The organism is Muriicola soli, from assembly GCF_004139715.1.
Classification (GTDB): Bacteria; Bacteroidota; Bacteroidia; order Flavobacteriales; family Flavobacteriaceae; genus Muriicola; species Muriicola soli.
On the sequence record NZ_CP035544.1, the window covers coordinates 1070136 to 1094401 of the forward strand.

General features: G+C 37.7%; 13 protein-coding genes. 6 read left to right on the forward strand and 7 right to left on the reverse strand.

The annotated features are described in order from the left end of the window. The first annotated feature begins 167 nt into the window (after positions 1 to 167). Genes EQY75_RS04710 through EQY75_RS04725 form a run of 4 tightly spaced genes read left to right on the forward strand, consistent with a single transcriptional unit; the run spans position 168 to position 6397 of the window. A complete protein-coding gene (locus EQY75_RS04710; protein WP_129606951.1) occupies positions 168 to 1256 on the forward strand; it encodes a DegT/DnrJ/EryC1/StrS family aminotransferase in 1089 nt (362 codons plus the stop codon). Beyond that, positions 1253 to 3181: a polysaccharide biosynthesis protein gene (locus EQY75_RS04715; protein WP_129603329.1), complete on the forward strand. Its 1929-nt coding sequence runs from the start codon at positions 1253 to 1255 to the stop codon at positions 3179 to 3181. Before EQY75_RS04710 ends, EQY75_RS04715 begins: the two co-directional genes overlap by 4 nt. A 9-nt stretch (positions 3182 to 3190) precedes the next feature. Further along, entirely contained in the window at positions 3191 to 3982 is a 792-nt protein-coding gene (locus EQY75_RS04720; protein ID WP_129603331.1) for a polysaccharide biosynthesis/export family protein, read from the forward strand. A gap of 21 nt (positions 3983 to 4003) precedes the next feature. Beyond that, positions 4004 to 6397, forward strand: coding sequence for a GumC family protein (locus EQY75_RS04725; protein ID WP_129603333.1), 2394 nt, complete (start codon positions 4004 to 4006; stop codon positions 6395 to 6397). On the opposite strand, the gene EQY75_RS04730 is transcribed toward EQY75_RS04725, so the two are convergent. From EQY75_RS04730 to EQY75_RS04745, 4 genes are all read right to left on the reverse strand, one after another. Next, the gene (locus tag EQY75_RS04730; RefSeq protein ID WP_129606953.1) at positions 6394 to 7134 is read right to left on the reverse strand and encodes a tyrosine-protein phosphatase; all 741 of its coding nucleotides are present in this window, start codon (positions 7132 to 7134) and stop codon (positions 6394 to 6396) included. The genes EQY75_RS04725 and EQY75_RS04730 overlap by 4 nt on opposite strands. Before the next feature lie 315 nt (positions 7135 to 7449). Then, the gene (locus tag EQY75_RS04735; RefSeq protein WP_129603335.1) at positions 7450 to 8214 is read right to left on the reverse strand and encodes a 4'-phosphopantetheinyl transferase family protein; all 765 of its coding nucleotides are present in this window, start codon (positions 8212 to 8214) and stop codon (positions 7450 to 7452) included. Continuing rightward, a complete protein-coding gene (locus EQY75_RS04740) occupies positions 8201 to 12175 on the reverse strand; it encodes a non-ribosomal peptide synthetase (RefSeq protein WP_129603336.1) in 3975 nt (1324 codons plus the stop codon). Before EQY75_RS04740 ends, EQY75_RS04735 begins: the two co-directional genes overlap by 14 nt. Before the next feature lie 41 nt (positions 12176 to 12216). Then, complete coding sequence (locus EQY75_RS04745) at positions 12217 to 18840, reverse strand: polyketide synthase (protein ID WP_129603338.1); 6624 nt, start codon at positions 18838 to 18840, stop codon at positions 12217 to 12219. A 400-nt stretch (positions 18841 to 19240) separates the two neighbouring features. Here EQY75_RS04745 and EQY75_RS04750 point away from each other — a divergent pair, with 400 nt between their 5' ends. Next, positions 19241 to 20035 carry a hypothetical protein gene (locus tag EQY75_RS04750; protein WP_129603340.1) on the forward strand — a complete coding sequence of 265 codons (795 nt, stop codon included), beginning with the start codon at positions 19241 to 19243 and terminating at the stop codon, positions 20033 to 20035. Between the two features lie 25 nt (positions 20036 to 20060). Here the strand turns inward: EQY75_RS04750 and EQY75_RS04755 are convergent, their stop codons facing one another. After that, the gene (locus EQY75_RS04755; protein WP_129603342.1) at positions 20061 to 20903 is read right to left on the reverse strand and encodes a class I SAM-dependent methyltransferase; all 843 of its coding nucleotides are present in this window, start codon (positions 20901 to 20903) and stop codon (positions 20061 to 20063) included. A 180-nt stretch (positions 20904 to 21083) separates the two neighbouring features. Then, on the reverse strand, positions 21084 to 22481 hold the full coding sequence (gene mnmE, locus EQY75_RS04760) for a tRNA uridine-5-carboxymethylaminomethyl(34) synthesis GTPase MnmE (protein WP_129603344.1): 1398 nt from the start codon (positions 22479 to 22481) through the stop codon (positions 21084 to 21086). A 110-nt stretch (positions 22482 to 22591) separates the two neighbouring features. Here mnmE and EQY75_RS04765 point away from each other — a divergent pair, with 110 nt between their 5' ends. Then, positions 22592 to 22954: a DUF4870 domain-containing protein gene (locus tag EQY75_RS04765; protein WP_129603346.1), complete on the forward strand. Its 363-nt coding sequence runs from the start codon at positions 22592 to 22594 to the stop codon at positions 22952 to 22954. A gap of 53 nt (positions 22955 to 23007) precedes the next feature. On the opposite strand, the gene dnaN is transcribed toward EQY75_RS04765, so the two are convergent. Next, positions 23008 to 24126, reverse strand: coding sequence for a DNA polymerase III subunit beta (dnaN, locus tag EQY75_RS04770; protein WP_129603348.1), 1119 nt, complete (start codon positions 24124 to 24126; stop codon positions 23008 to 23010). Positions 24127 to 24266: the final 140 nt, after the last annotated feature.

Here is a 24266-nt window from a genome sequence, read left to right on the forward strand (position 1 = left end):
AAAGTATGTATAAATTACCGATAAACCGATAAACCAAAATCTTAATCGAAATATTACATTGACTAAGGATGAAATCGACCAAATGGCGGTACTTTTAAGGTACCTGAATTACCAAAAAACTTGATTTCTTGATCACAAAAACCAAAATCTGGCTCTCATCTCCCCACATGGGAGGTACTGAAGAGCACTATGTAAAAGAAGCTTTTGATACTAATTGGGTTGCACCCCTGGGACCTAATGTTACTGCTTTTGAAAGTTCTATTGAGAAATATTTTGATAATGATTCTTATGCTGCGGCTCTGAGCAGTGGAACCGCCGCAATTCATCTCGCCTTGTCAATCCTTGGCGTTTCACAGGGAGACGAGGTACTTTGTCAGAGTTTTACCTTTTCCGCCTCTGCCAATCCTATCCTGTACCTGGGGGCGAAACCTGTTTTTGTGGATAGCGAAAAAGACAGCTGGAATATCTGTCCGATCTTATTGGAAGAGGCCATAAAAGATCGCATAGCCAAAGGCAAAAAGCCCAAGGTGATCATTGCTGTTCATCTTTATGGAATGCCTTATAAGGCTGATGATATACAGAAAGTTTCAGAGAAGTACGGTATCCCGGTCCTGGAAGATAGCGCAGAAGCCCTTGGCAGTACTTATAAAGATAGGAAATGTGGTAGCTTGGGTGATATCGGAATACTCTCCTTTAACGGAAATAAAATCATTACCACCTCAGGAGGAGGGGCATTGGTCACCAGAGATCCTTCGCAAAAAGAAAAGGCTGTTTTCCTGGCTACCCAGGCCAGAGATACTGCCCCCCACTATCAACACAGTGAAGTAGGATACAATTACCGTTTGAGTAATGTCCTGGCAGGAATAGGACGTGGACAGATGGAAGTTTTGGATGACAGAGTCGTGGCAAGACGCAACAATTATGAATTTTATAAGAAGGCTTTGTCTTCTGTTGAGGAGATCACATTTCAAAAAGAACTTCCTGACTTTTATGCCAATAGGTGGTTAAGTTGTATCTTAACTCCCTCTTTTGCCATAAGGGAAAAGATACGTTTAGCCTTAGAGCAGCAGGAAATTGAATCCAGGCCCCTTTGGAAACCCATGCACTTGCAACCTGTTTTTAAGGATGAAGTTCATTATAGCAATGGAACATCCGAAGAACTTTTTAATTCAGGACTTTGTTTACCTAGTGGCTCTAACCTGGGAAAAGATGACCTGGAGCTGGTAGTTCACCATATTAAAAAGGCTTTACAATGATTAGAAAATACCTTGCTAAATATCTGATTAAATACGCCTCTAAATGGATCGTACTGGCTATCGATGTCACCATCGTGGCGGCGTCTTTTATCTTGTCATACTTTATTCGATTCAACTTAAGCCTGAATTTTGAGGTGGAGTGGTTATTAATGCAATTGCCAGTGGTGATGTTAATTTCGGCTATTGCTTTTTTAATAACCGGCTCCTACAAAGGCGTGGTCAGGCATACAGGGCAAAAGGATGTTTACAACCTGTTTAATGCCATCTGTCTTTCCAGTATCATTACTATCAGTTTTCTCATACTAAACAAAGAAATCAGTTTGTTAGAAGGGTTTACTATTCCCTTACCAATTATTATCTTTCACAGTCTGATCTCCTTTTTAATTCTTACGGCTTCGCGATATGTTTTTAAAAGTATGTATTACAGCCTTTCTAATCGAAATGTGGCTTACAAAAATGTCATTATTTACGGGGCGGGAGAATCCGGTATTTTAACGTATAACGCGCTTTCTGGGCAATCCAAAGAGAATATTCGTGTTTTGGGTTATATAGACCACTCCAAGCGGAAAATTGGAAAGCAGATCAACGGGATTCCTGTGTATGCAAAAGAAGCACTCACGGAACAATTTATAGCCCGGCACGGGGTTTCCGAGATAATTTTTTCCATTCAAAATATCAATTCTAAGAAACTGAGATCCCTGGTAGAAGAGTTGGTAGACCTTCCTGTACAGGTCAAGATCGTACCCCCAATACAGGATTGGATCAACGGCGAACTTAAGCTCTCTCAGATCAAAAAAGTACAGATTGAAGATCTGTTGGAAAGAACACCGATCAAAATCATCAATCAGCAAATTGGGAATGAATTGGCCGGGAAAACTATCTTCGTTACCGGCGGGGCCGGTTCTATTGGAAGTGAACTGGTAAGACAAATTGCATCTTACAGATACAAGACTCTTGTCATTATCGACCAGGCCGAATCTGCTTTGTACGACCTGCAACAGGAACTGAAACAGGACGGGAAGCACAATTTTATTCCTTTAGTAGGGGATATTCGCGATAAAAACAGAATGAACACATTCTTCCAGGAACACCAACCGGACATGGTCTTCCACGCGGCAGCCTACAAGCATGTTCCACTGATGGAGTACAATGCTTATGAGGCGATCAAGATCAATGTGGCAGGAACAAAAGCTATAGCCGATCTCTCGGTTCAGTATAATGTAGGAAAATTTGTTTTGATTTCCACAGATAAAGCAGTAAATCCTACCAATGTGATGGGCGCTACCAAGAGGATTGCTGAGATCTATATTGGTTGTAAACAACAGGAGGGAGTAACTAAATTTATTACCACTCGCTTTGGAAATGTCCTGGGTTCAAATGGATCTGTGATTCCATTGTTCAGGAAGCAGATAGAAAAAGGAGGGCCCCTTACCGTCACTCACGAAGCCGTGACGCGGTATTTTATGACCATACCTGAGGCATCCCAATTAGTACTTGAGGCTGCGGTGATGGGAGTAGGAGGGGAGATCTTTATCTTTGACATGGGTGAATCCGTAAAAATATTTGATCTGGCCAAAAACATGATCAAGTTATCGGGACTCCAATATCCCGAAGATATCGATATAAAAATTACAGGCTTACGTCCAGGAGAAAAACTCTATGAGGAATTACTGGCCAATGGGGAAAACACCTTGCCTACCCATCATAAAAAGATTATGATTAGTAAGACCCGAGATTTCAATGTTCAGAAGATGCGATCGAAAATAGACGAATTATGCGTTACTAATATGTTTTTTAACGGAAATCCGGTGGTGCTGATGAAAGAAATTGTTCCAGAATACGTATCTAACAACTCTGAATTAAGTAAATTCGATAAGAAAAAAGAATCACCTAAGAATATAGCAACCATTAGCGAAAATTTTTAAGTTTAAGCCATGCTGAAATACAACATATCACTAGATCTACGGAAACAATTAACAAGAGGTTCCCTTATACTATTTTTTCTTATGCTATTTTCTTGTGGTTCAAAAAAAGATATTGTTTATTTTCAAGATACTGCAGATTTTGAAACTGTTGTTGGCGTCAACAGGGCAGTGCCAAAGTTTAAGATAGATGATGAATTGGTCATAATAATTTCAACCCTTAATCCTGAGGCTAGTGTGCCTTTTAACCTTTACAGAAGAATAGGAGAAAGCGGCAGTGAATCAGAAGCCAGCCAGGTAACTTATCTTGTAGACGAGAAAGGAGAAATAGATTTTCCTGTCCTTGGTAAGATTGGGGTAGTAGGATTATCGACCGAAGAGCTGAGAATTTCTCTTCAAGAGAAACTCTCAGATTATCTCAAGGATCCGATTATCAATATTCGCCTTCGAAACTTTACCGTAACTATATTAGGAGAAGTTAACCAACCCGGGACCTATCCGGTAATTGGAGAGCAGATTTCTATTTTGGAAGCTTTAGGCTTAGCCGGTGATATTACAATTAAAGGTAAACGCGATAATATTCTGGTAATCCGAGATTTCAACGGAACCAAAGTATACAATCGTATTGATCTTTTATCAAAGAATGCTTTGGATTCACCGGCATATTATCTTACACAAAATGATGTAGTTTATGTTGAGCCTAACCAGTCAAAGGTAAGTGAATCTACTATTGATAGCAGAACGACAATTACTCTTTCAATTGTATCTTTGATTATTACAAGTACCCTTATTTTAACAAGATAGCTTTAAACATTAGTATTCTAAATGGAGTTAAATACGACAGAACGAAATTCGGAATCTTTTGATTTTAAAGAATATTTACGAAAGTATACTAGACATTGGAAGTGGATTTTACTATCTGTTTTAATTTGCCTTGGTATCGCTTTTCTGGTGATGCGTTATGATATCCCGGAGTATCTAGCTCAGGCAAGCATAAGAATAAAAGATAGTGATTCGTCTTCTCAATTAAATGTCTTTCAAGATCTGGATGTATTTGCTAATCAAGACCAGAGCATTGTTGAAGATGAAATCTTGATTTTGAAATCCAGATCTTATTTAAAAGAAGTGGTAAGGCGGCTGAGTTTAAATAGGCGAATCTTTGTTAAAGGACAAATTATTGACAGTGAAATCTATAGAGATTCACCATTTAATTTCAATTTTATAGCTCCAGATTCGATAATAGAGGCAATGTCCTACGAATTTCATTTGAGAATAAGTTCTAAAGAGACTTTTGGTTTCAGTCTTGATGACAGTGAAAACTTTACTTCTTTTCAATTTGGTAAAACAATCGAGACTCCAGCTGGAGAATTAATCATCACGCCAAATATGGAGGATATTGGTGACCTTTATGGTAATCAATATCGGATAGTGATTTCACCTGTGACCAGAGTTGCTCAAAACTATAAGGATCGAATTTCCATATTACCTGAGGAGAAAGGTTCTATGGTTTTGGGTATTTACCTACGTGATCCTGTTCTTCAACGCGCCAAAGATGTAATCAACACACTCATTCAAGTTTACAATGAAAGCACAATATCAGATAAAAAAGCTATAGCAGACAAAACCTCGAGTTTTATAAACGATAGGATTAATAGTCTCTATGCAGAATTGTCTACGGTAGATCAGACAGCAGAGGAGTTTAAATCTGACAGGCGCTTACCAGATATTGAATCTCAGTCTAGTTTAAACCTTTCCGAAGGTGCCCTATACGAAGGTGAATTACAAAAAACCGAAATACAATTGGATATCGCCTCCTCCATGAGGGATCTGGTCAATAACACAGAAGGATACGAATTGCTACCTTCAAACATCGGATTGGAGGATCTTTCAATTGCAGAAACGACTTTGAAATACAATGAATTAGCGTCTACCAGAAAACGCCTTCTAGAAAGTTCTAGTGAGAATAATCCTGTTATAAGAAATCTCGACCAACAATTGGAAAGTTTGAAAGCGAACATGAGTTCGAGTTTAAGCAGCATGACGAATAATCTGAATTTGGAACGAAATAGTCTGAGTAAGCGACTTTCCAATATAAATTCACGCCTATACTCTGCTCCCAAGAATGAACGAACACTAAGGGATATTACACGAAAGCAAGAAACCAAGGAAGCCCTATATCTATATTTACTTCAAAAACGAGAAGAATCTCAAATTGCCTTCGCTTCTGCTGAGGCAAAAATTAAAACGATTGATCCTGCCTATTCCCTAACTAATGGTCCAGTCGGGATGGATAAACGCATAATTTATCTAGGATCTATACTAATTGGATTATTAATACCATTTTCCATTATTTACGTGAATGACTTATTAGATACTAAAATTCACAATAAATTGGATCTGGAAAAATTGGCCCAGGATCTTCCTGTTCTAGGGGAGTTGCCAAAAGTAGGTAAAAGACAAAAAAAGATAATTCAAGAGGAAGATCGTTCAATTCTTGCTGAATCCATGAGAATTTTACGTACAAACCTAGATTACCTCCTTAAACTAAAAGAGGGCACAGATAAAAAAAATAATATCATCTTTGTGACTTCTAGTGTCTCTGGGGAAGGAAAGACATTCCTTGCTGCTAATTTAGGCGTTGTGCTGGCAAATTCTGGTAAAAAAGTGGCTATAGTAGGCGCGGATATACGAAATCCTAAACTATCAACATTTGTAAAGGAGAATAGCTCGTCGTCAAATCAAAAGCAATCAGAATCCTTTGATGACCGATTAGGACTTACTGAGTTTCTTTTTAATAAGTCTCTTGATCCAGATGATTTGATAACAAGGATTGAGGTGAATAAAACTAAGTTGGACTTAGTGCGTTCAGGTAAGATACCTCCCAATCCCGCCGAATTATTATTAAGTCCACGATTAGAGAGCTTTTTTAATTCCCTATCAGAGGATTATGATTATGTTATTGTTGATACTGCGCCACTTCTAGTAGTTTCTGACACCTTGGTAATCTCCAAATACGCAAATTATATACTATATGTGGTTAGGGCAGGAAAAACGGAGAAAAAGGTAATTGATTTTCCGATAAAACTTGCCAATGAAGGGAAGCTAAAGAATTTTTCCTTTGTTATCAATGGTGTTGAAAATTCTAATCTTGGCTATGGAGGAAAATATGGATATGGGTATTCATCAAAGAAAAAGAGTCGATGGTACCAGAGGGCTTAATAAAAGTTATCGATGTTTCGGTTGATCAGAGGTAATATTTTTTGTAAGCTCTTTGTTGATATCTGTATTTCCTTTAATGCCTTTATATGTCTCAGAGAATGCACGTCCGTACCCAGAAATTCGTAAGCATCCTTTTCTAATAGATCATATGCTGTTCTCGACACACTTCTGCCATAATAATTGCCCAAAGACAGAAGGTTTAATTGAAATTTTATTCCAAGATCTTTATATGCCGCAAATACCTGTGGTGTTTGATGCAAATACACGTATCGTTCTGGGTGAGCTAATATAGTAAAGTAGCCTGCTTGGGCACACTTAACAATGGCACTTTTAAAATTAATAGCAGGCTGTAAATAGGACATTTCCACAAGTAAATAATTAGATGGAAGCGGCATAGTCTTCCCTTCTTGAAGTAATTTTTCAAAGCTGCCATCAATCATGTGTTCAGCTGCGGCAGCTAAGGCAATATGCTTTTGGCCTTTGCGCAACAACTCGGACTTCAATCGAGTAAGAGCATTTTCAATGGTTTTTGGGGTATTCGGATAATAGTCGTTCATGATATGAGGCGTTGCAATAAAGTTGGTGACCCCAAACAATTCAAATTCTTTAATTAATGCCATAGATTCCTCCACCGTTTTAGCTCCATCGTCAATTCCTGGTAGAATGTGATTATGGATATCTACGAAGCCTTTTAAGTGATCTATTAAAAAATTCTTCTTCAGAAAAATATGAAACACCTTAAATTCGGTTTTTAGCAAAATTAGCGTTTATCCTCAAGGAATACCTTATTTAGGAAACAATAACGAAGATTCCTGAACGTCTAATTATTAATTGGAGGTTAGCGTATTTTTCGATTAGTAGATATTTTGATTTCAAGTATTGGATTGTAAATTATTTATTTAAATATTTTTATTAATATAACTTTCAGTAGATATGGGCTTTTTTATGAGCTGAATACAAAGAGTCATATTTCATTAGGACGAACAACATTAAAAGGGGATTCAAAGGTGGTCTGGAATAATATCACCAATAATACTTTCTAGACTAACTTATTAATCTGACTTAAATTTTGGCAACGGAGCAAAAAAAAGTCTCCTTTGTGCGTAATTATTATTTTGAAAGGCTATTGCTCCAATATGATTTTCATCAACATCAAAGCTCCGGACATGTATTTTTTTAAGATTACCTATTAATGATGAATCTACAGTATGCAAACCGTCCAAAGTAGGTATTTTTACAGTCTCACTATCAAGTCCCTTACCTGATGCTTTGACGATAGCCTCTTTTCTTGTCCAGTACTTATAAAAGGCATATACCTCATTTTCAGCATTAATTATGGAATCTATTTCTTTAGCACCGAATACGTTGGGTAAAATTTCCATAAAATCAAATTGATCATTCAAATATTCAATGTCAATACCAACCGGGCAGTTAGCTATAGCAATTAATCCATAAGCGCCCGCGTGAGAGACATTGAAATGAATAGAAGGATATGATGGTATAAAAGGCTTTTGATTGACAGATGACTCCAGCTTTATTTTATTGATAGTCAATCCTGTTCGTTCAACAAGAAGGAGTTTTAATAGTATTCTGCAAATTATAAATCTATGCTTGTCTTCTTCAAAACGATATTTATTTGAACGTTCACGCTCAGATTTTGTTAAATATAACTTGGCATCGCTTACCAATGGAACATACGATGCAATTTTTATTTTGTACAAACGTATTGGTTCACAGTCCTCTGTATCAATGCCGATGTTTATCGTAGATAAATGTACTGAATTGCACAAAATATCAGACTTGTTACTCTGCTTCATAATTGTCTAATACTTCTTGAAGCTTATTTGCAAATTCTTCAACAACAGGAGATAAGAACATTTCCGAATGATTTCCAGGCAAAGTATGCTTTCGAATACCTCCTTTGGCAACTTGTTTCCAGCCCAGGTATTTATAATCGTGCGCGAAATAAATGTTCTTGGAAGATCTAAATAAATCTACAGCCATATTCTCAGGTTCTATGCTATAACGCATAAAGGCCCGATTATGCATCTTATCAATCCTTGAAGTGCGGTTAAACTGTAATTGGCGTTGCTTTTCGCTTCCAAGTCTAATTCTCAAAAATAATCCATTGAAATATATCTTAAGTAATTGCACCCTTCTCTCAAAATTCTTCTTACTACTAAACATATTGAATACCATGAATATCAATTGCGCTATGGCATAGAGAAACCAGGTAAACTTTTTTAAGATGGGATTTTTAAAATAATAATTAGGATAGACATAGGAGTCGAATAAAGATAATGTCTTAACCACTTTACCCTTAGCTCTTAATTGTTTTGCCATCTCATAGGCAATGACACCCCCCATAGAAAAGCCTGCCAGGTTGATAGGTTTTTCAGGGCATATTGACAAAATCTCGGAGATATAATGGGCAGCCATATCTTCTATGGAATCATGGGGTTCCACCTCTCCACTCAATCCTTTGGCCTGTAATGCATATACAGGCTGGTCTTCAGCTAGATTTTCCGCAAGAGTTTTAAATATTAAGACGTTGTAGTTGGCTCCATGAACTATGAATATTGGGTTTTTGCTTCCATTTGTATTTAGTGGAACTAAAGAATCCCATGAGATATATTCCTTATTCATGTAGGCCGCTAATTTTGAAATGGTCGGATATTCCAATAAAGCAGCCAAGGGCAATCTATTTCCAGTCTGTTTTTCAATTTGCGACATTATTCTGACTGCCAAGAGCGAGTGTCCGCCTAACTCAAAAAAGTCATTATGACGATCTATTTTTTCGATATTTAAGACATCTTGCCAAATGGTTGAAATAATTTTTTCAGATTCTGTTAGATCAGCAGTTTCCTGTTTGTCTGTTTTAAATAAAATTGAATTAGTTAATGTTTTTCGATCTATTTTTCCATTTAGGGTTGTGGGAAATTCATCCATAAAAACAAATCGATGAGGAACCATATGGGCGGGAAGCGTTTCCTTTAGATAGGTTTTCCAATGATCAATATTGTCATTAGAAATCTTTTCTGAATTCTTTGGAATTATATTCGCCACCAGAAGATCATTATTTACAACTACGACGGAAGAATTTACATCATCAAGAGAATCTAAAACTTGTTCAATCTCAGACAATTCAATTCTATGACCTCTGATCTTAACTTGTTGGTCGATTCTACCTAAGCATTGAACTTCTCCTGAGAGAAGCAACTTCCCTAAATCTCCTGTTCTATATAAAACCGAAGTCTTATTGAAAGGATTAGAGATAAACTTCTCATTGGTTAATTCTGGACGTTTCCAGTACCCTTCAGATACACCATCTCCCGCAATACAGATTTCCCCGATAGTATTTGGAGGAACTAAGTTTCCCTGCTCATTCAGAATATATAGCTGGGTATTAGCGATGGGATGCCCTATGGTTATAACACTATCTTCTTTTCCTATTTGTTTGACTGAAGACCAAATTGTAGTTTCCGTTGGACCATATACATTCCATAACTCATTTACTCGATCCAATATCTTCTTTGCCAATCCCAAAGGAAGGGCCTCACCACCACATACCGCTTTAATTGATAAATGCCGATCCCATCCAACATCCAACAACATTTGCCAGCTAGTAGGTGTTGCTTGCAACATGGTTATATTTTCATTTTCTAATAGTTCCAACAGCAAACGACTATCTTTTGCCGTCTCATCGTCAGCCATTACCAATGTCGCTCCTTTTAATAGAGGAAGAAATATTTCTAATCCTGCAATGTCAAAAGATATGGTAGTTATTGAAAGCAGTCTGTCTGATTCCTCAATTCCTGGTTCACTCATCATACTAAATAAGAAGTTTACCAGGTTTTTGTGGGTAACCATTACCCCTTTTGGCTTACCTGTAGACCCGGAGGTATACATCAAATATGAAATGCGACCCGTGTCAACCGAAACATTTGGTGGCGTATTGGGGTATTGAGCCAAACTTGAAAACAGTTCTTCAATAGACAGAACTTTTGAATCTGTTGTAAACGACTTTAAGAAATCCTTTGTGGTAATTAGAAATTTGGACTCCGAATCTTTGAGCATAAAATCTAAGCGAGCTGAAGGATAATTTGGATCTAACGGTATATATGAGGCACCACATTTCATTATAGACAGCAAGGTTACTACTAATTCTATTGAACGCGGTAAAGCCACTGCAACATGATCCATAGGTTGCACGCCATGTTCAATTAGATTTTGAGATAGCTGATTTACCTTTTTCTCTAGTTCTTCATAGGTGATCACCTCGTGTCCAAACTTTATTGCCTCCTTATTAGAAAATACTTTTGCCTGTTTGGATATAAGCTCATGCAAAGGAATATCCGGATAAGTAACTGAAGTATCGTTTAATTTATTAAAAGATTGATTATCAACTTCTGTTAAATCTCCAATGGCTATATCCGGGTTATCAGTAATCCTATTCAGAACCTCCTTAAAAGAACCCATCATTTGTTCTACGGACTCAGAACTAAATAGTGTGCTATTATAAGACCATTCCAAAATGAGCTCCTCTTCTGATCCCATTGCATTCAGGAAAAGCTCAAAGGATTCAAAAGTTCTTGGGTTACTAATAAGCTCGTAATCAAGACCAGCAAAGGAAACATTACTAGTCATTCCAAAATCTATATTGAAAACAACGGGAACCAATGGAACTCTGGAAGGGTCTCTGGAGACATTAAGTTTTTGGAGTAATTGACCAAAGCTAAATTGCTGATGATCATAAGCGTCGAAAAGTGATGGTTTACGTTCCTTAAGATAGGTGGAGAAAGAAATATTCGGATCTATTTTGCTCCGTAAGGGTAATAAGTTTACACAATGCCCTATCAGTTGCATCATGCCCGTAGCAGCTTGTCCTGCGGCGGGCAAACCCACAATAACATCACTCTGACCTGTTTGGCGAAACAAAAAGATTTCAAAGGCAGCGAGTAGTGTGGTCACAAAACTACACCCATGTCGTACACCTGTTGCCTTAAGAGCATTCAATAGTTCCTTTTCTATAGGGAAATCAAGGCGAGCGCTTTTGTATGTTCTTAACTTAGGTCTTGGGTTATCAGTTGGCAGGGTTACTTGTGGAATAGGTGATTTAAATTGTTTAAGCCAGAAATTCTCAGTTAATTTAAAGGAGTCACTCTTTAAGAACTTCTGTTCCAGGTCTATATAAGATTCAAATACAATTGGTTCCGGTAATTGAGGCATACGGTTCAACACCTTTGCCGAATAGAGTGCACCCAATTCTTCAAGGAAGATGCCAATAGACCATCCATCGCACACTATATGATGGGCCGTAAGTGTAAACCTGTAGGTTTGGTTAGATAATTTAAGAAGACTATACCTTGCTAAAGGCCCTTTTACAAGATCAAAAATATGATTAGCTTCTTGTAACAAAAATTGCTCAACTTCTTCCTCCTTTTTATTTTCCGGAAGCGTGGAGAGATCTTTAAAGTATAATTTTTGAGGAATCTGTTGCAAAACACTCATAAAACGACCATCTGCACTAAATACCGCTCTTAAGCACTGATGTCTTTGTATAATTTCGTTTACACTTTGTTCAAGAATATTAAGTTGTAACTCTCCCTTGAGAATAAGAGACACAGACTCGTTATAGCCTCTATTTGCTTCGTCTTCTCCTATTTGACAAGCAACCCAAATTTCAGCCTGTGATTGATTAATATGCATCACACGTTCAATTGTCGGCCCGTCAAATGGATTAAACTTTGACTTAACTAAATCTTTCGTTTCCTTCATAATTTTAATGAATCATAAAACAGTGTTTGCAAATAATTATTTTATAATTCAATCTTTACATATTCGTCATTTTCCCCAACAACAAACCATGCCGGATTACCAAGCTCATCAAATCCAAGGCGCGCATTTGGAACAGGTGGGGTATTTAGATCTCCATTGTTTATAACACTTGATTTAGAATTAACTTCCAATGTATATGGGAAAATCTCAACTGCTATTAACTCTTCCAGGGAAGATATTACAGCTGCAATTACTTTCTTAACATCTTCCTTTGTATAGGCTTCTGTAATAAAACAAGGAAATCCATCCCATATATGAAAACCTTTTTCTCTAAGTAAGACGAATAATAATTCGGAATATGGAATTTCTTCCAAAAACTTAATTCTCCAAAGAGAGCTATAATGAGTAATTACGATTGGGAGGTTTTTCTTTTTAAACCAAACATTTAGTTCATTGGCTAGATATTCGGTCATATCAGACAGTTTTTTCTGTAGTTCCGGACCTTTATCTTTTAAGTAAGTTAATGAGGCCTTACAAGCAGCAAGGGCCAAAGGGTGTCTTACAAATGTTCCCGCAAAGTAGGTAACACCAACTTCTGGATAGGAATCATCACCATATTGCCAGAAACCACCATCCAAGGCATCCATATATATTTTATTACCCAAAATTGCTCCAATGGATAAACCACCTCCAATTACTTTTCCATAGGTAGCCAGATCGGCCCTTATATCAAATAATGCCTGCGCACCTCCGGGATGTGTTCGAAAGCCTGTAATAACTTCATCAAATATTAAAACTGTACCGGAATCTTTTGTGATATCACGTACTTGTTTCAAAAAGTCAATAGGTACAAATTCTGGTCTACGACTTTGTACAGGCTCAACAAGAACCGCTGCTAATTCATGGGCTCGTCCCCGTATAATAGCCAGGCTTTCTTCCGTACCATAGTCTAATATAAGGACATTTTGAACAGCTCCTGGTAAAATACCGGCCGCTGCAGGAAAGGTTTTTAATTTACGTGACCCTCGTACAATTGCTTCGTCATTTATTCCGTGATAAGATCCTTTGAATGCCACTATAAGTGATCGCCCCGTAACTGTCCTGGCGATCCGCATACTACCCAGAACAGCCTCTGACCCTGTGTTACACAATGCAGCACGATCATGACCAGTCATCTCACACAGCAACTCACAAACTTCACCGGCTAAGGGATGCTGTGGACCTACTTCGTAACCCTTTTCTACCTGATCTTGAATGGCCTTTTTGATAAAATCCGGTTGGTGGCCAAAGAAACAGGAGCCAAAACCGTTTAGGGTATCGATATACTCATTACCATCTAAGTCCCACAACCTGTTTCCTGCTGATTTCTCCACCACGATTGGATAAACTAGTTCTTTTGTCAAAGGCTTAAAGCCCGATACAACCCTGGGATCAGCCATACGAGCGCGATGTTTCTGGCTATATGTTTTACTCCCTGAAGTCTTCCTGTTATAGCGATCTATTAAATCGGCTAAGAAGTTTTCTTGCAATTGACTTAACCCAGTCTTCACCTTTTCAATTTTCGGTGCAGCACCAAAAGGTTTGCTGTGTTCCTTTTTTTCAGCCTCCGACAAGGTTTCATTATTGACATTAGTAGCTAATGGTAAAGCTCCCATTTTGGGAGGGGTGGCCATTTGAGAATTTGTACCATTACCCTGAAGTAATGCTATTTGCTTACCCAAAAGTTCAATTTGCTGAGCAATTAAACCTAAAGCTGAATCCTGGTTAATATTAGCACTATAGTTTTGAAGTGGGGGAGAAGATACGGTTGGTGTTGATTTGACCTCCGGGGAATCCGGTTTACCAACAGGTTTAAATAGTTCTACAGGTAAATTTTTATCCAAATACTCGGCTAAAAGATCAGGAGTATTTAATTCATCGTTTAATTGGCGAAAGGTAATTGGAATTTGGAATTCATTTTTACAAGTAGTGGCTAATTGAGTGAGTATTAGTGAATCCAGCCCAAGTTCAAGAAAATTAAATTCATAATCAGAATCCTCCAATTCTATTCCGGCTGTATCGTTTAGTATATCAGATAATTTTTGAATGATATTACTTTTTCTCATAGGTTTGGTATCGTTACTTCTTAAATTGGCATCGTTGTTTTGACCATTTGCTATATTTATATTTTCTTCACTTAATGCAGTAATTGGTGAAACAGCCAAATCAGATACGGGTGGATCAATCCAACAGGGTTTGCGATCAAAAGCATAAGAAGGAAGGGTTAAGCTGATTCTTGATTGTTCATTATAGAATTCTGACCAATCTGGAGTAATGCCGTTTAGCCACAGTTGTCCAAGGGACCCTAGTAATGATGGATATGCTCCCTCCTCCTTCTTTGGCTTTGGCAAGCTAGCTAAAGCCGTTAATGACCTACCTTCTTTTTTCTGCTTTGATAAGGTCACCAGGGTTTGCCCAGGACCTACTTCCAGTAGAATCGGATTATCCAATTCAAGAATGGTGTCCATAGCATCCGCGAAACGAACAGTATCACGTAAATGATTTGTCCAATATTCAGAACTAATTGCCTCAGAATCTTTTAGCCATTTTCCGGTAACTGTAGAAACGATTGGTATTCGAGGAACTTTCAAGGAAACATCTTCTACTTTGCTTTTAAATTCTTCCAGGATAGGATCCATCATAGTCGAGTGGAAGGCATGACTAGTGGCCAGATGCTGATGTGATATATTTTTATTTTTCAGAATTTTTGAGAATCTTTCTATTTCATCTATTGGGCCTGATACTACACACAGTCTATCTGAATTCAATGCAGCAATAGATATACCTTTTGGAAGTATTTCATATACCTTGTCCTTTTCCAGCCGTAATGATAACATACTTCCCTTTGGTAATTCACTTACCAACTTTCCTCGTATTGCGACTATTTTTAGAGCATCTTTTAGACTGAATATGCCTGCTAAATGCGCCGCAACGAATTCTCCAATGCTATGACCACATAATAATGTTGGTTTTATTCCCCAGCTTAACCATAGCTGGGAAAGCGCATATTCGGTTACAAAAATGGCAGGTTGGGTGTATCTGGTATCTTTAAGCTTTTCTTCAGCTTTTAAAAGTTCAGCATTTGGGAATAGTATTTCTCTTATATCTTCTTTTAGGTACTCCTTAAGTATTTCAGAACATGAGTCCACAGCCTGTTGATAGACTTTTTCATGTTCGTAGAGTGATCTTCCCATGTGTATATACTGCGCCCCTTGTCCCGGGTACAGAAACGCAAGTTCATCAGGAGTAATTTTAAGTGTATTACTTTTTATATTTTCAATCTCGTTGTTTATCAATATGCTAGTTGCATCAGAAGTATTATTGACTATTGCAAATCGTCTATGAGAAAACTCTTCCCGGGTTTTCTGCAAACTATAGCATACATCGGCCATGTTCACTGTCGGGTTATTAGCCAAAAATTGAGCTAGAGATTTATTATAGCCGTCCAAACTAGTTTGGGACTTGGCGGACCAAGTTAAAAGCTGCATTGGTCTGCCAGAATCTGAAGATTTCAAATTCATTTGGTACTCTTCTAAGACTACATGAACATTCGTTCCTCCAACACCAAAAGAACTTACGCCAGCCCTTCGAGCTCCGTTAAAACTCCATTCGTTTAATTGATCATTAACATAAAATGGACTTCCTTTAAATTCGATAACTGGATTGGGTATTTCAAAGCCCAACGAAGGAGGAATTTGTTTGTGCTTTAGAGCTAATAATGTCTTTATCAATCCTGCAACTCCGGCGGCCGCTGTTAAATGCCCCATATTACTTTTTATAGAGCCTATTGCACAGAATTCACTCTTTAGTTGTTCACCGAAGGCCATACGAAGGCCTTCAAATTCGATTGGATCGCCCAAGGGAGTAGCGGTGCCATGAACTTCAATATAACTTATTGATGAAGGGGATATGTTTGCATCCAAGATAGCTCTCCTAATGACATCTGCTTGTCCTTCAGCAGAAGGAGCAGTAAAACTTCCTTTATTTCCGCCGTCATTATTAACCCCCACCCCTTTAATTACTCCATAGATAGTATCTCCGTCTTTTTCAGCCGATTCGAGACTTTTAAGAACAACAACACCTGCACCATCGCTAAAAACTGTACCCTTGGCTTGTGCATCGAATGGCCTGCAATGTCCATCAGGACTTAACATAGACCCTTCTTGATAAAGGTGTCCACTATTTATTGGTGAGGTAAGACTTGCACCACCCGCTAGAGCGATTTCACACTGTCCATTTCTAATTGCTTGAACCGCCTCTGCAATAGCAAGAAGCGAGGTGGAGCAGGCTGATTGTACGCTTACTGCGGGACCTTTTAGATTTAGATGATATGCAGTCCTAGAGGAAATATAATCCTTTTCGTTAACTGTATCAGTTTGCAGAACACCGACCTGTTTTAATAATTCTTTATTAGGTAGAACATTCTTTTTGTAATATGTATTTGTACCAGTACCTGCGTAAACTCCTATACTTCCATTAAAGTGGCTTGGAAGATAACCTGACTGTTCAAGAGCTTCCCACGCAATTTCAAGAAACATACGTTGCTGTGGATCCATTGCTTCCGCTAATTTTGGGTTGATTCCAAAAAATTTAGCATCAAAATATTTAGCAGATGGCACAATACCTCTTGCTCCCACGTAAAGAGGATCATTGCGCAATAGTTCAGGTAGATTCTTATCGAGCTCTTCAGGGGCAAAAAAAGTTGTTGTTTCTTTACCTTCTCTAAGAATTTCCCATAATTCATGGATAGTATTGGCACCTGGAAATCTCCCGGACATGCCTATTACCGCAATATCTTTGGAAATTTCGATTTTATCTTTCTCTGAATAACTGTAGTCAGAAATTGAAGTTTTGTTACTCTCAACATATTTGGATAATGATTCTACGGTTGGAAATTGATATATTTTAGTTACAGGAATATTGCAGTTCAGTTTTTTCTTTAATAATCCAGCCACTTTTTGAGTGAGTATTGAAGTTCCACCCATTTCAAAGAAATTATCCTCAATGCTTATTATGGGGATTTGCAGTTGTTCGCGCCATATCCCTGCTATATTTTTTTCAAGCCTGGTGCGAGGTTTTTTTACCGGTGGTGCTGAAGCTGGTCTTTGATAAACAGGATTCGGTAAATTCTTCTTGTCGATTTTCCCATTTTTAGTTACCGGAAATTTCTCTACCCAAATAAAAATTGAAGGAATCATGTAATCAGGAAGAATTTCTTCAAGCTGTTTACGAACAAAGGTGGTATCCTGTTTGTTATCGGAAGATTGTAAGTAGGCTAATATTCTAGATTTGCCTCCTAACCTTTCATCTAAAATAACTACACATTTTTTAATGTTCGGAAGTTTTGTTAGTACTTCTTGAATTTCACCAAGTTCAATACGATGCCCTCTTAGTTTTATCTGCTCATCCTTCCGTCCTAGACATTGCACTTCTCCATTTGGTAAGATTTTACCAATATCGCCACTTAGATACATTTTACCATTACCACGAAAATGATCATTAATAAAGCGCTCATCATTTAATTCCGGTCGATTCAAGTAACCCAATGAAACGCCATCACCACCTATAACAATTTCTCCTTCTTCACCTTGCTTTACAGGATTACCTTCTTTGTCTAAAATATATGCATATGAATTAGCGACTGGTTTTCCTATAGCAATAGGATCGTCATCTTCTGAAATTCTAGTTAGGAAGGCACAAACAGTTGTTTCTGTTGGACCATATATATTCCACAATTCAGTGCATAAAGTAAGGAGTTTTCTTGCCAAGTTCAAGGGTACGGCTTCTCCTCCTATTAAAGCTTTGAGTTTTAAAGGTTTTTCCCAACCAGAATCTAATAGTATTTGCCATATACTTGGCGTTCCCCACATCATGGTTATGTTGTCTTCCAGGGCTTTCTCTAATAGTTTTTGACCATCTAGTCTTGTATCTTCATCTACAAGAACTACGGTAGCCCCATGTAGTAACGGTAAGTATATTTCCATTACCATAGCGTCAAATGAGATGGAAGTAACTGCAAATATTTTGTCATTTCTTGAAATACCAGGTTCATCACCCATGGAATAAACAAGATTTATTGCATTTAGGTGAGAAACTTGAACGCCTTTTGGCTTACCAGTAGATCCAGAAGTGTAAATAATATAGGCTACTGAGTTAGAATCTATTTCTAGATCAAGGGATTTAGAAGTTAAGTCTTCTCTATCATTTCTCAGTTCTTCAATAAAAATATTCTTTTCACTTTTAATAACACTATTGTTTAGAGATTCAGTTATTATGAAACTGGCATCAGAATCGTCAATCATAATTTCTTTTCTCTTTAAAGGATAGGTAACATCAATTGGCACGTAACCAGCACCACATTGCAGAATTGCGAAAATGGATATGATAAGTTCCGGAGATCTTTCTAAAGAGAGGGCTACAATTTGACCAGGACGGAGCCCCCTATTATACAAATATTGAGCGGATTGGTTAATACTTTCCTGTAGTCTCTTATAACTAATTCTTTGTTCACCAAATTCCAGTGCAATAGCATCAGGATTTTCATTGGCCTGATATTCCAGCAGCTTATGTAGAGTTGAATTTGGATATTTAAGAATTGGTCCTTTAATCGTATAGTTAGGGTTCATTATCTATAGACTTTGTTTGAATACTAATTGTTATCTAATTTTCCCTAGATTACTTAGATGTTAATTAAATATTATAAATTTTCAAATTCAAATTCAATTGTAATTTATGAGAGTTACCGAGAATATTTATCTTCTATCTAATAGTTTGTAAATGAAATGGTTGTATCTAAATTAATTGATCACTTACAACTTTGATTGAGATTTTTGTAATTTATATACAAGATTACTAATTATCCACATTTAGTGAGTAATTCTTCCTTATTTGGTAATAAAATCCGACATGTTACTTTTCTCAACTAACGAATATGGAATATTCTTTAAAAGAATAATTAATATTGCAAAACTTAACTAGACAAGTAATTTAATTTTCCCAACGAGTATTAATTAAATTTATTTTGTTTTGAAAAACTATCTCTTCAAGTATGAAATCTGGATATTTTTGGTCCTTGCCCCTCTTATAAATACTCTAGTTGTTTATTTAAGAACTAATGGCCTGATCAGTAGCTTTATTTATGACCATGGTCGCTTTTTCGCACTTCTACTTTTATTGGTGAGCCTAATAAATCTAACCAAGGGTATTGAGGGGGTAAAGAATATTTTTAGGCCTATGTTAAATTGGAAAATTAACCCAATTTGGTATCTGTTTAGTTTATCATTCGCTTTTACTATAGCTTCATTAACATTGATTTTGAAAGGGTTCTACAATAGTATTGAACTTTCAATTCTATTTAAACTAGATCCTTATGTAACTGTTAAAAGTAGTTTGGTTATATTAATATGGGCTTTTGTGGGAGAGGTTGTTTGGGTTAGTTACTGCGTGCGAGAATTGTCGAAAGTCACAAGACCATTTTATTCTAGTCAAATAATCGGCTTCTTTTGGGCCTTATGGTGGGTTCCTGTTGTTTATCTAAATCAAGGTGTTATTCTTGACCTGCCCTTATGGCCTTTATTTTTAAATATGATGGGGGCGGCAGGTATGTGTACTTTTGTTTATGGTCATACAAAGAGTGGGTTGTGCGTTTGGCTGTTGCAGTTTATGTTGAATATGTCAATTATTTTACTTCCAGTCTCGCCCAAAATAGGAGGTGTACCTACTTATTCTCTTTTTGCTGTGCTTTATTTTTCTGCTATGTTGGTATTAATGTATTTTTTTTATCCTTCAAAAAAAATTATTTCTTTAAAAAGAGCAAACTAAGATTAAACTCTTACTGTTATCAAAATCAATTCTCGGCACCTAGGAAGCATAACCTTGAAAATTGATTATTAGATAAGAATGAAAGGTGCCAAATAGTGAAACTCGCCTCTTGAAATTGTTTAGGATAGTTATGCGAGAAAGAATGTTCGTGCCCATAGATTTGAGATTTAGGGTTAGAATTAAAATCATGATCTAATCCAATAGGCTCAATAGCAATAAAAACTATATTATTCAAAGTACTTAAATGTTGTATTAATGATTCTAATTGATTTTGCGTGAAATATTCCAGTACCCCCATGAAGGTTACAAAAATTGAATTTCCCTGAGGATTAATTGCTATCCAATCGTTAATGTCTTTTGCAACAAATTCAAGTTTTTTATTACCAGCATATTTTATTTCATTAAGTTTTATTTGATCGAGACTAAGATCAACACCAATAAATCTCTGGATGTCCGGAAATTTCTTGGATAAATAAGAAAGGATATAACCATTTCCACACCCTATTTCTACCAGAGAATCATATTTTATTTGAGTATTAGCTAGTTTTTTCTGGAGCAAATCAAAAATGAACTCGGATTTGGGCAAATCATTGTTCACTAATCTTTCTTCATATTTTGAGCAGAATTCATGACCTTGATTTATCCAAAAATCCTTGTGAATACTTGCTAGAGATTCTGCGCCCGCATTTTCTGCTTTTTTGAGAAGAGCTCGTCTCATTAATTTGTCAGTTATTGTAGGATTATTATCTACAAAAAAACTCAAGCCCTGAATTTGTAATTCCTTTGCTCTTTTCGGAAATAATACAAGCATAATATTACCAACCGTAACGGTTAGGATTTTAATGACAATTGAACGAAGCTTTTTCATGATAACAATTTGAAACTAAATAGTCAAACGATTTTATGAACTAAATATTTCAGAAAAGTAGTGAGACGGTAGGCAAATATTTTTATCCAATAGAAAAATTTTTGAAAGTATAATTAACAAAACTTTTGCGTATCTGTATAGAATGAAAAATATTTATAATGCAAGACAATTTTTTTCAATTTACTTCCCGATACAAAAATTCGAAAAGATATTGCCCAGCAGGTCGTCCGAACTGATTTTTCCGGTAATTTCCCCGAGGTGGTAGAGGACCTGACGGATATCAACGGCCAGTAAATCGCCTGAAAGACCGGCTTCAAGGCCCTCCTGAACTTTAACTATTTCTTCTGTTGCCTTTATCAATGCATTGTAATGGCGTGAGTTAGAGATAATGGTATCTCCAGAGGAAAGCGCTCCGGTATTTACCAGCTCCAGAAACACATCTTTCAGCTTTTCCAGACCTGAATTTTCCTTCGCCGAGATATAAAGAGCTGTTGGCAATTCCCCCTTTAGGTCCGATAAGATTTTGTCGTCGAGGGCGTCGACTTTATTGAATACCAGCAAAATTCTTTTATTCGGATAACTATCCCTCAGGGACTCCAACCTGTGTTGAGCCTTTTCGAGTTTTGAGTTGGAATTTCCCAGTTCAAAGGCATCGACGAGGTAGATGACCAAACCCGCCTTCTCAATCTTCTCATGGGTCTTGCGTATTCCTATCGATTCCACGACGTCTTCAGTGTCCCTTATCCCAGCAGTATCGATAAAGCGAAATCCGATCCCGCCGATCACGAGTTCGTCCTCAATGGTATCTCTTGTGGTCCCCGGGATAGGACTTACAATAGCGCGTTCCTCTTTTAACAAGGCGTTCAGAAGAGTGGATTTACCCACATTCGGCTCACCAACTATAGCGATCGGGATACCATTTTTTATGACATTTCCCAAGGCAAAGGAATCGACAAGATTCTTGAAGACGGCTTGAATCCGGACAAGCAGTTCAGAGAACTGTGCTTTGTCTGCAAATTCAACGTCTTCCTCAGCAAAATCCAGCTCGAGTTCAATCAGGGAGGCAAAATTGAGCAATTCTTCGCGCAGCTTTGAGATCTCATTGCTAAATCCACCACGCATCTGTTGAAGGGCGAGCTGGTGGGATGCAGCATTCTCGGAGGCGATCAGGTCGGCTACGGCTTCGGCCTGACTAAGATCTAATTTTCCATTAAGAAATCCTCTCAGGGTAAATTCTCCTGCCTCGGCCATGCGGCACCCTTTTCGTAAAAACAGTTGTATGATTTCCTGCTGAATATAGGGTGAACCATGACATGAGATCTCAATCACATTTTCCCCGGTGTAGGAATTAGGGCCTTTGAACACGGTGACCAAGACCTGGTCTATGGTTCGGGAGCCATCCATGATATATCCCAGGTGAACGGTATGACTTTTTTCTTGTGTAAGAAGTTTGGAACTGTTCGGGCGAAATACTTCAGAGGTTTTTGAAATGGCGTCCCTGCCTGAGACGCGTATAACGGCGATGGCTCCGGTGCCCGGAGCTGTGGCCATTGCTACAATAGTATCCTGAGGGATCATCGAATAATTTTTGCAAAAATAGGGAAAAGGAATTTTGGGTACCTACTGTACTTTTTGTAACAAATTGAAGAAAGAATAGACAAATAATATATAACTATCAATCATCAATCATGGAAGTCATCAATCAATCAACACTACGGGTAGACAGGCAACTGCTTGTTATAACACATTTAACGCAGCTCTTGTCCTATATCATTGGTTTCGGCGGACTCATCACCCCCCTTATCATTTGGTTATCCTCCAGGGATAGGGTAGAAGGAATGGATGAGCATGGAAAGGCTATCCTAAACTTTCAGTTGAGCCTAATCTTGTATTTCATCTTCAGTATTCCTGCCATTCTCCTATTAGGATTGGGTATATTGGGTATAATAGGGGTGATTATTCTGGGTTTTATATTGCCCATTGTCAATGCAGTAAGGGCAAGTAATGGGGAATCACCGAGTTATTTTATGACGATTCGTTTTATTTCGTAATAAAATACCAATAAAAAATCCGGTTCATACCGGATTTTTATTTTAACTCTATCTTAGTTATTCAACATCACCGGCATCACAAGCATGGTGACTTCTTCCCCTTCATCGAGGCCATCCACTGGAGTGAGAATTCCTGCCCTGTTGGGTAGGCTTAATTCCAGGGCTACCTCCTCTGATGAAAGGTTCCCGAGCATTTCAACCAGGAAACGGGAATTAAACCCGATCTGCATATCATCCCCCTGGTAAGCACAGGTTAGTCGCTCTTCGGCCTTGTTACTGTAGTCGATATCCTCTGCGCTGATATTCAACTCAGCTCCTGCAATTCGCAACCTGATCTGGTGTGTAGTCCTGTTTGAGAAAATGGATACCCGACGAACAGAACTCAGAAAGTGATTCCTGGCAATCGTTAGCTTGTTTGGGTTCTCTTTCGGAATTACCGCTTCGTAATTAGGGTATTTCCCGTCAATCAGTCGGCAGATCAATTCGATATTGGAAAAACTGAACTTGGCATTGCTGTCATTGTATTCCACCTTTACCTGCTCTTCGCTTCCGGAGAGGATGCCTTTTAATAAATTCAGTGGTTTTTTCGGCATGATAAACTCGGCCACCTCCGAAGCCTTAACATCGTTTCGCCTGTATTTTACAAGTTTATGAGCATCGGTGGCCACGAAGGTCAAATGTTCCGAAGAAAACTGGAAGAAAACCCCACTCATTACAGGTCTCAGATCGTCATTGCCTGCTGCAAAGATGGTTTTGGTGATCGCAGTGGCCAGGATGTCTCCCATGATCGTAGTTGAACTGGGACTACCTAATTCTACTGCTTTGGGAAATTCTGCACCATCGGCATACGCAAGGGCATATTTACCGTAATTAGAACTAATCTCTACGGTATGGTTATCTTCCACAACGAAGGTCAGGGGTTGTTCAGGAAAAGTTTTTAAGGTGTCCAATAGTAGCCTTGCCGGCACGGCAATGGTCCCTTCGTTATCCGATTCCACTTCAAGCTCGGCACTCATAGTGGTCTCGAGATCTGAGGCTGAAACAATTAGTTTGCGTTGTTGTAATTCAAAGAGAAAATTATCAAGTATTGGGAGGGTATTGCTGCTATTGATTACTCCACCTAATACCTGTAGTTGCTTTAAAAGATATGTACTTGAAACAATGAATTTCACAAGTTTAGTTTTTTAGTTGTTTAAGGGGTCGGGATTCGTTTATATCAGCTTAAAAAAGTTTAACCTACATATTCTATCATGCTTTACTCGTGAAAAAATCACAATAAAGGCTTCCAAACAAATATATCCCAATTGAATAT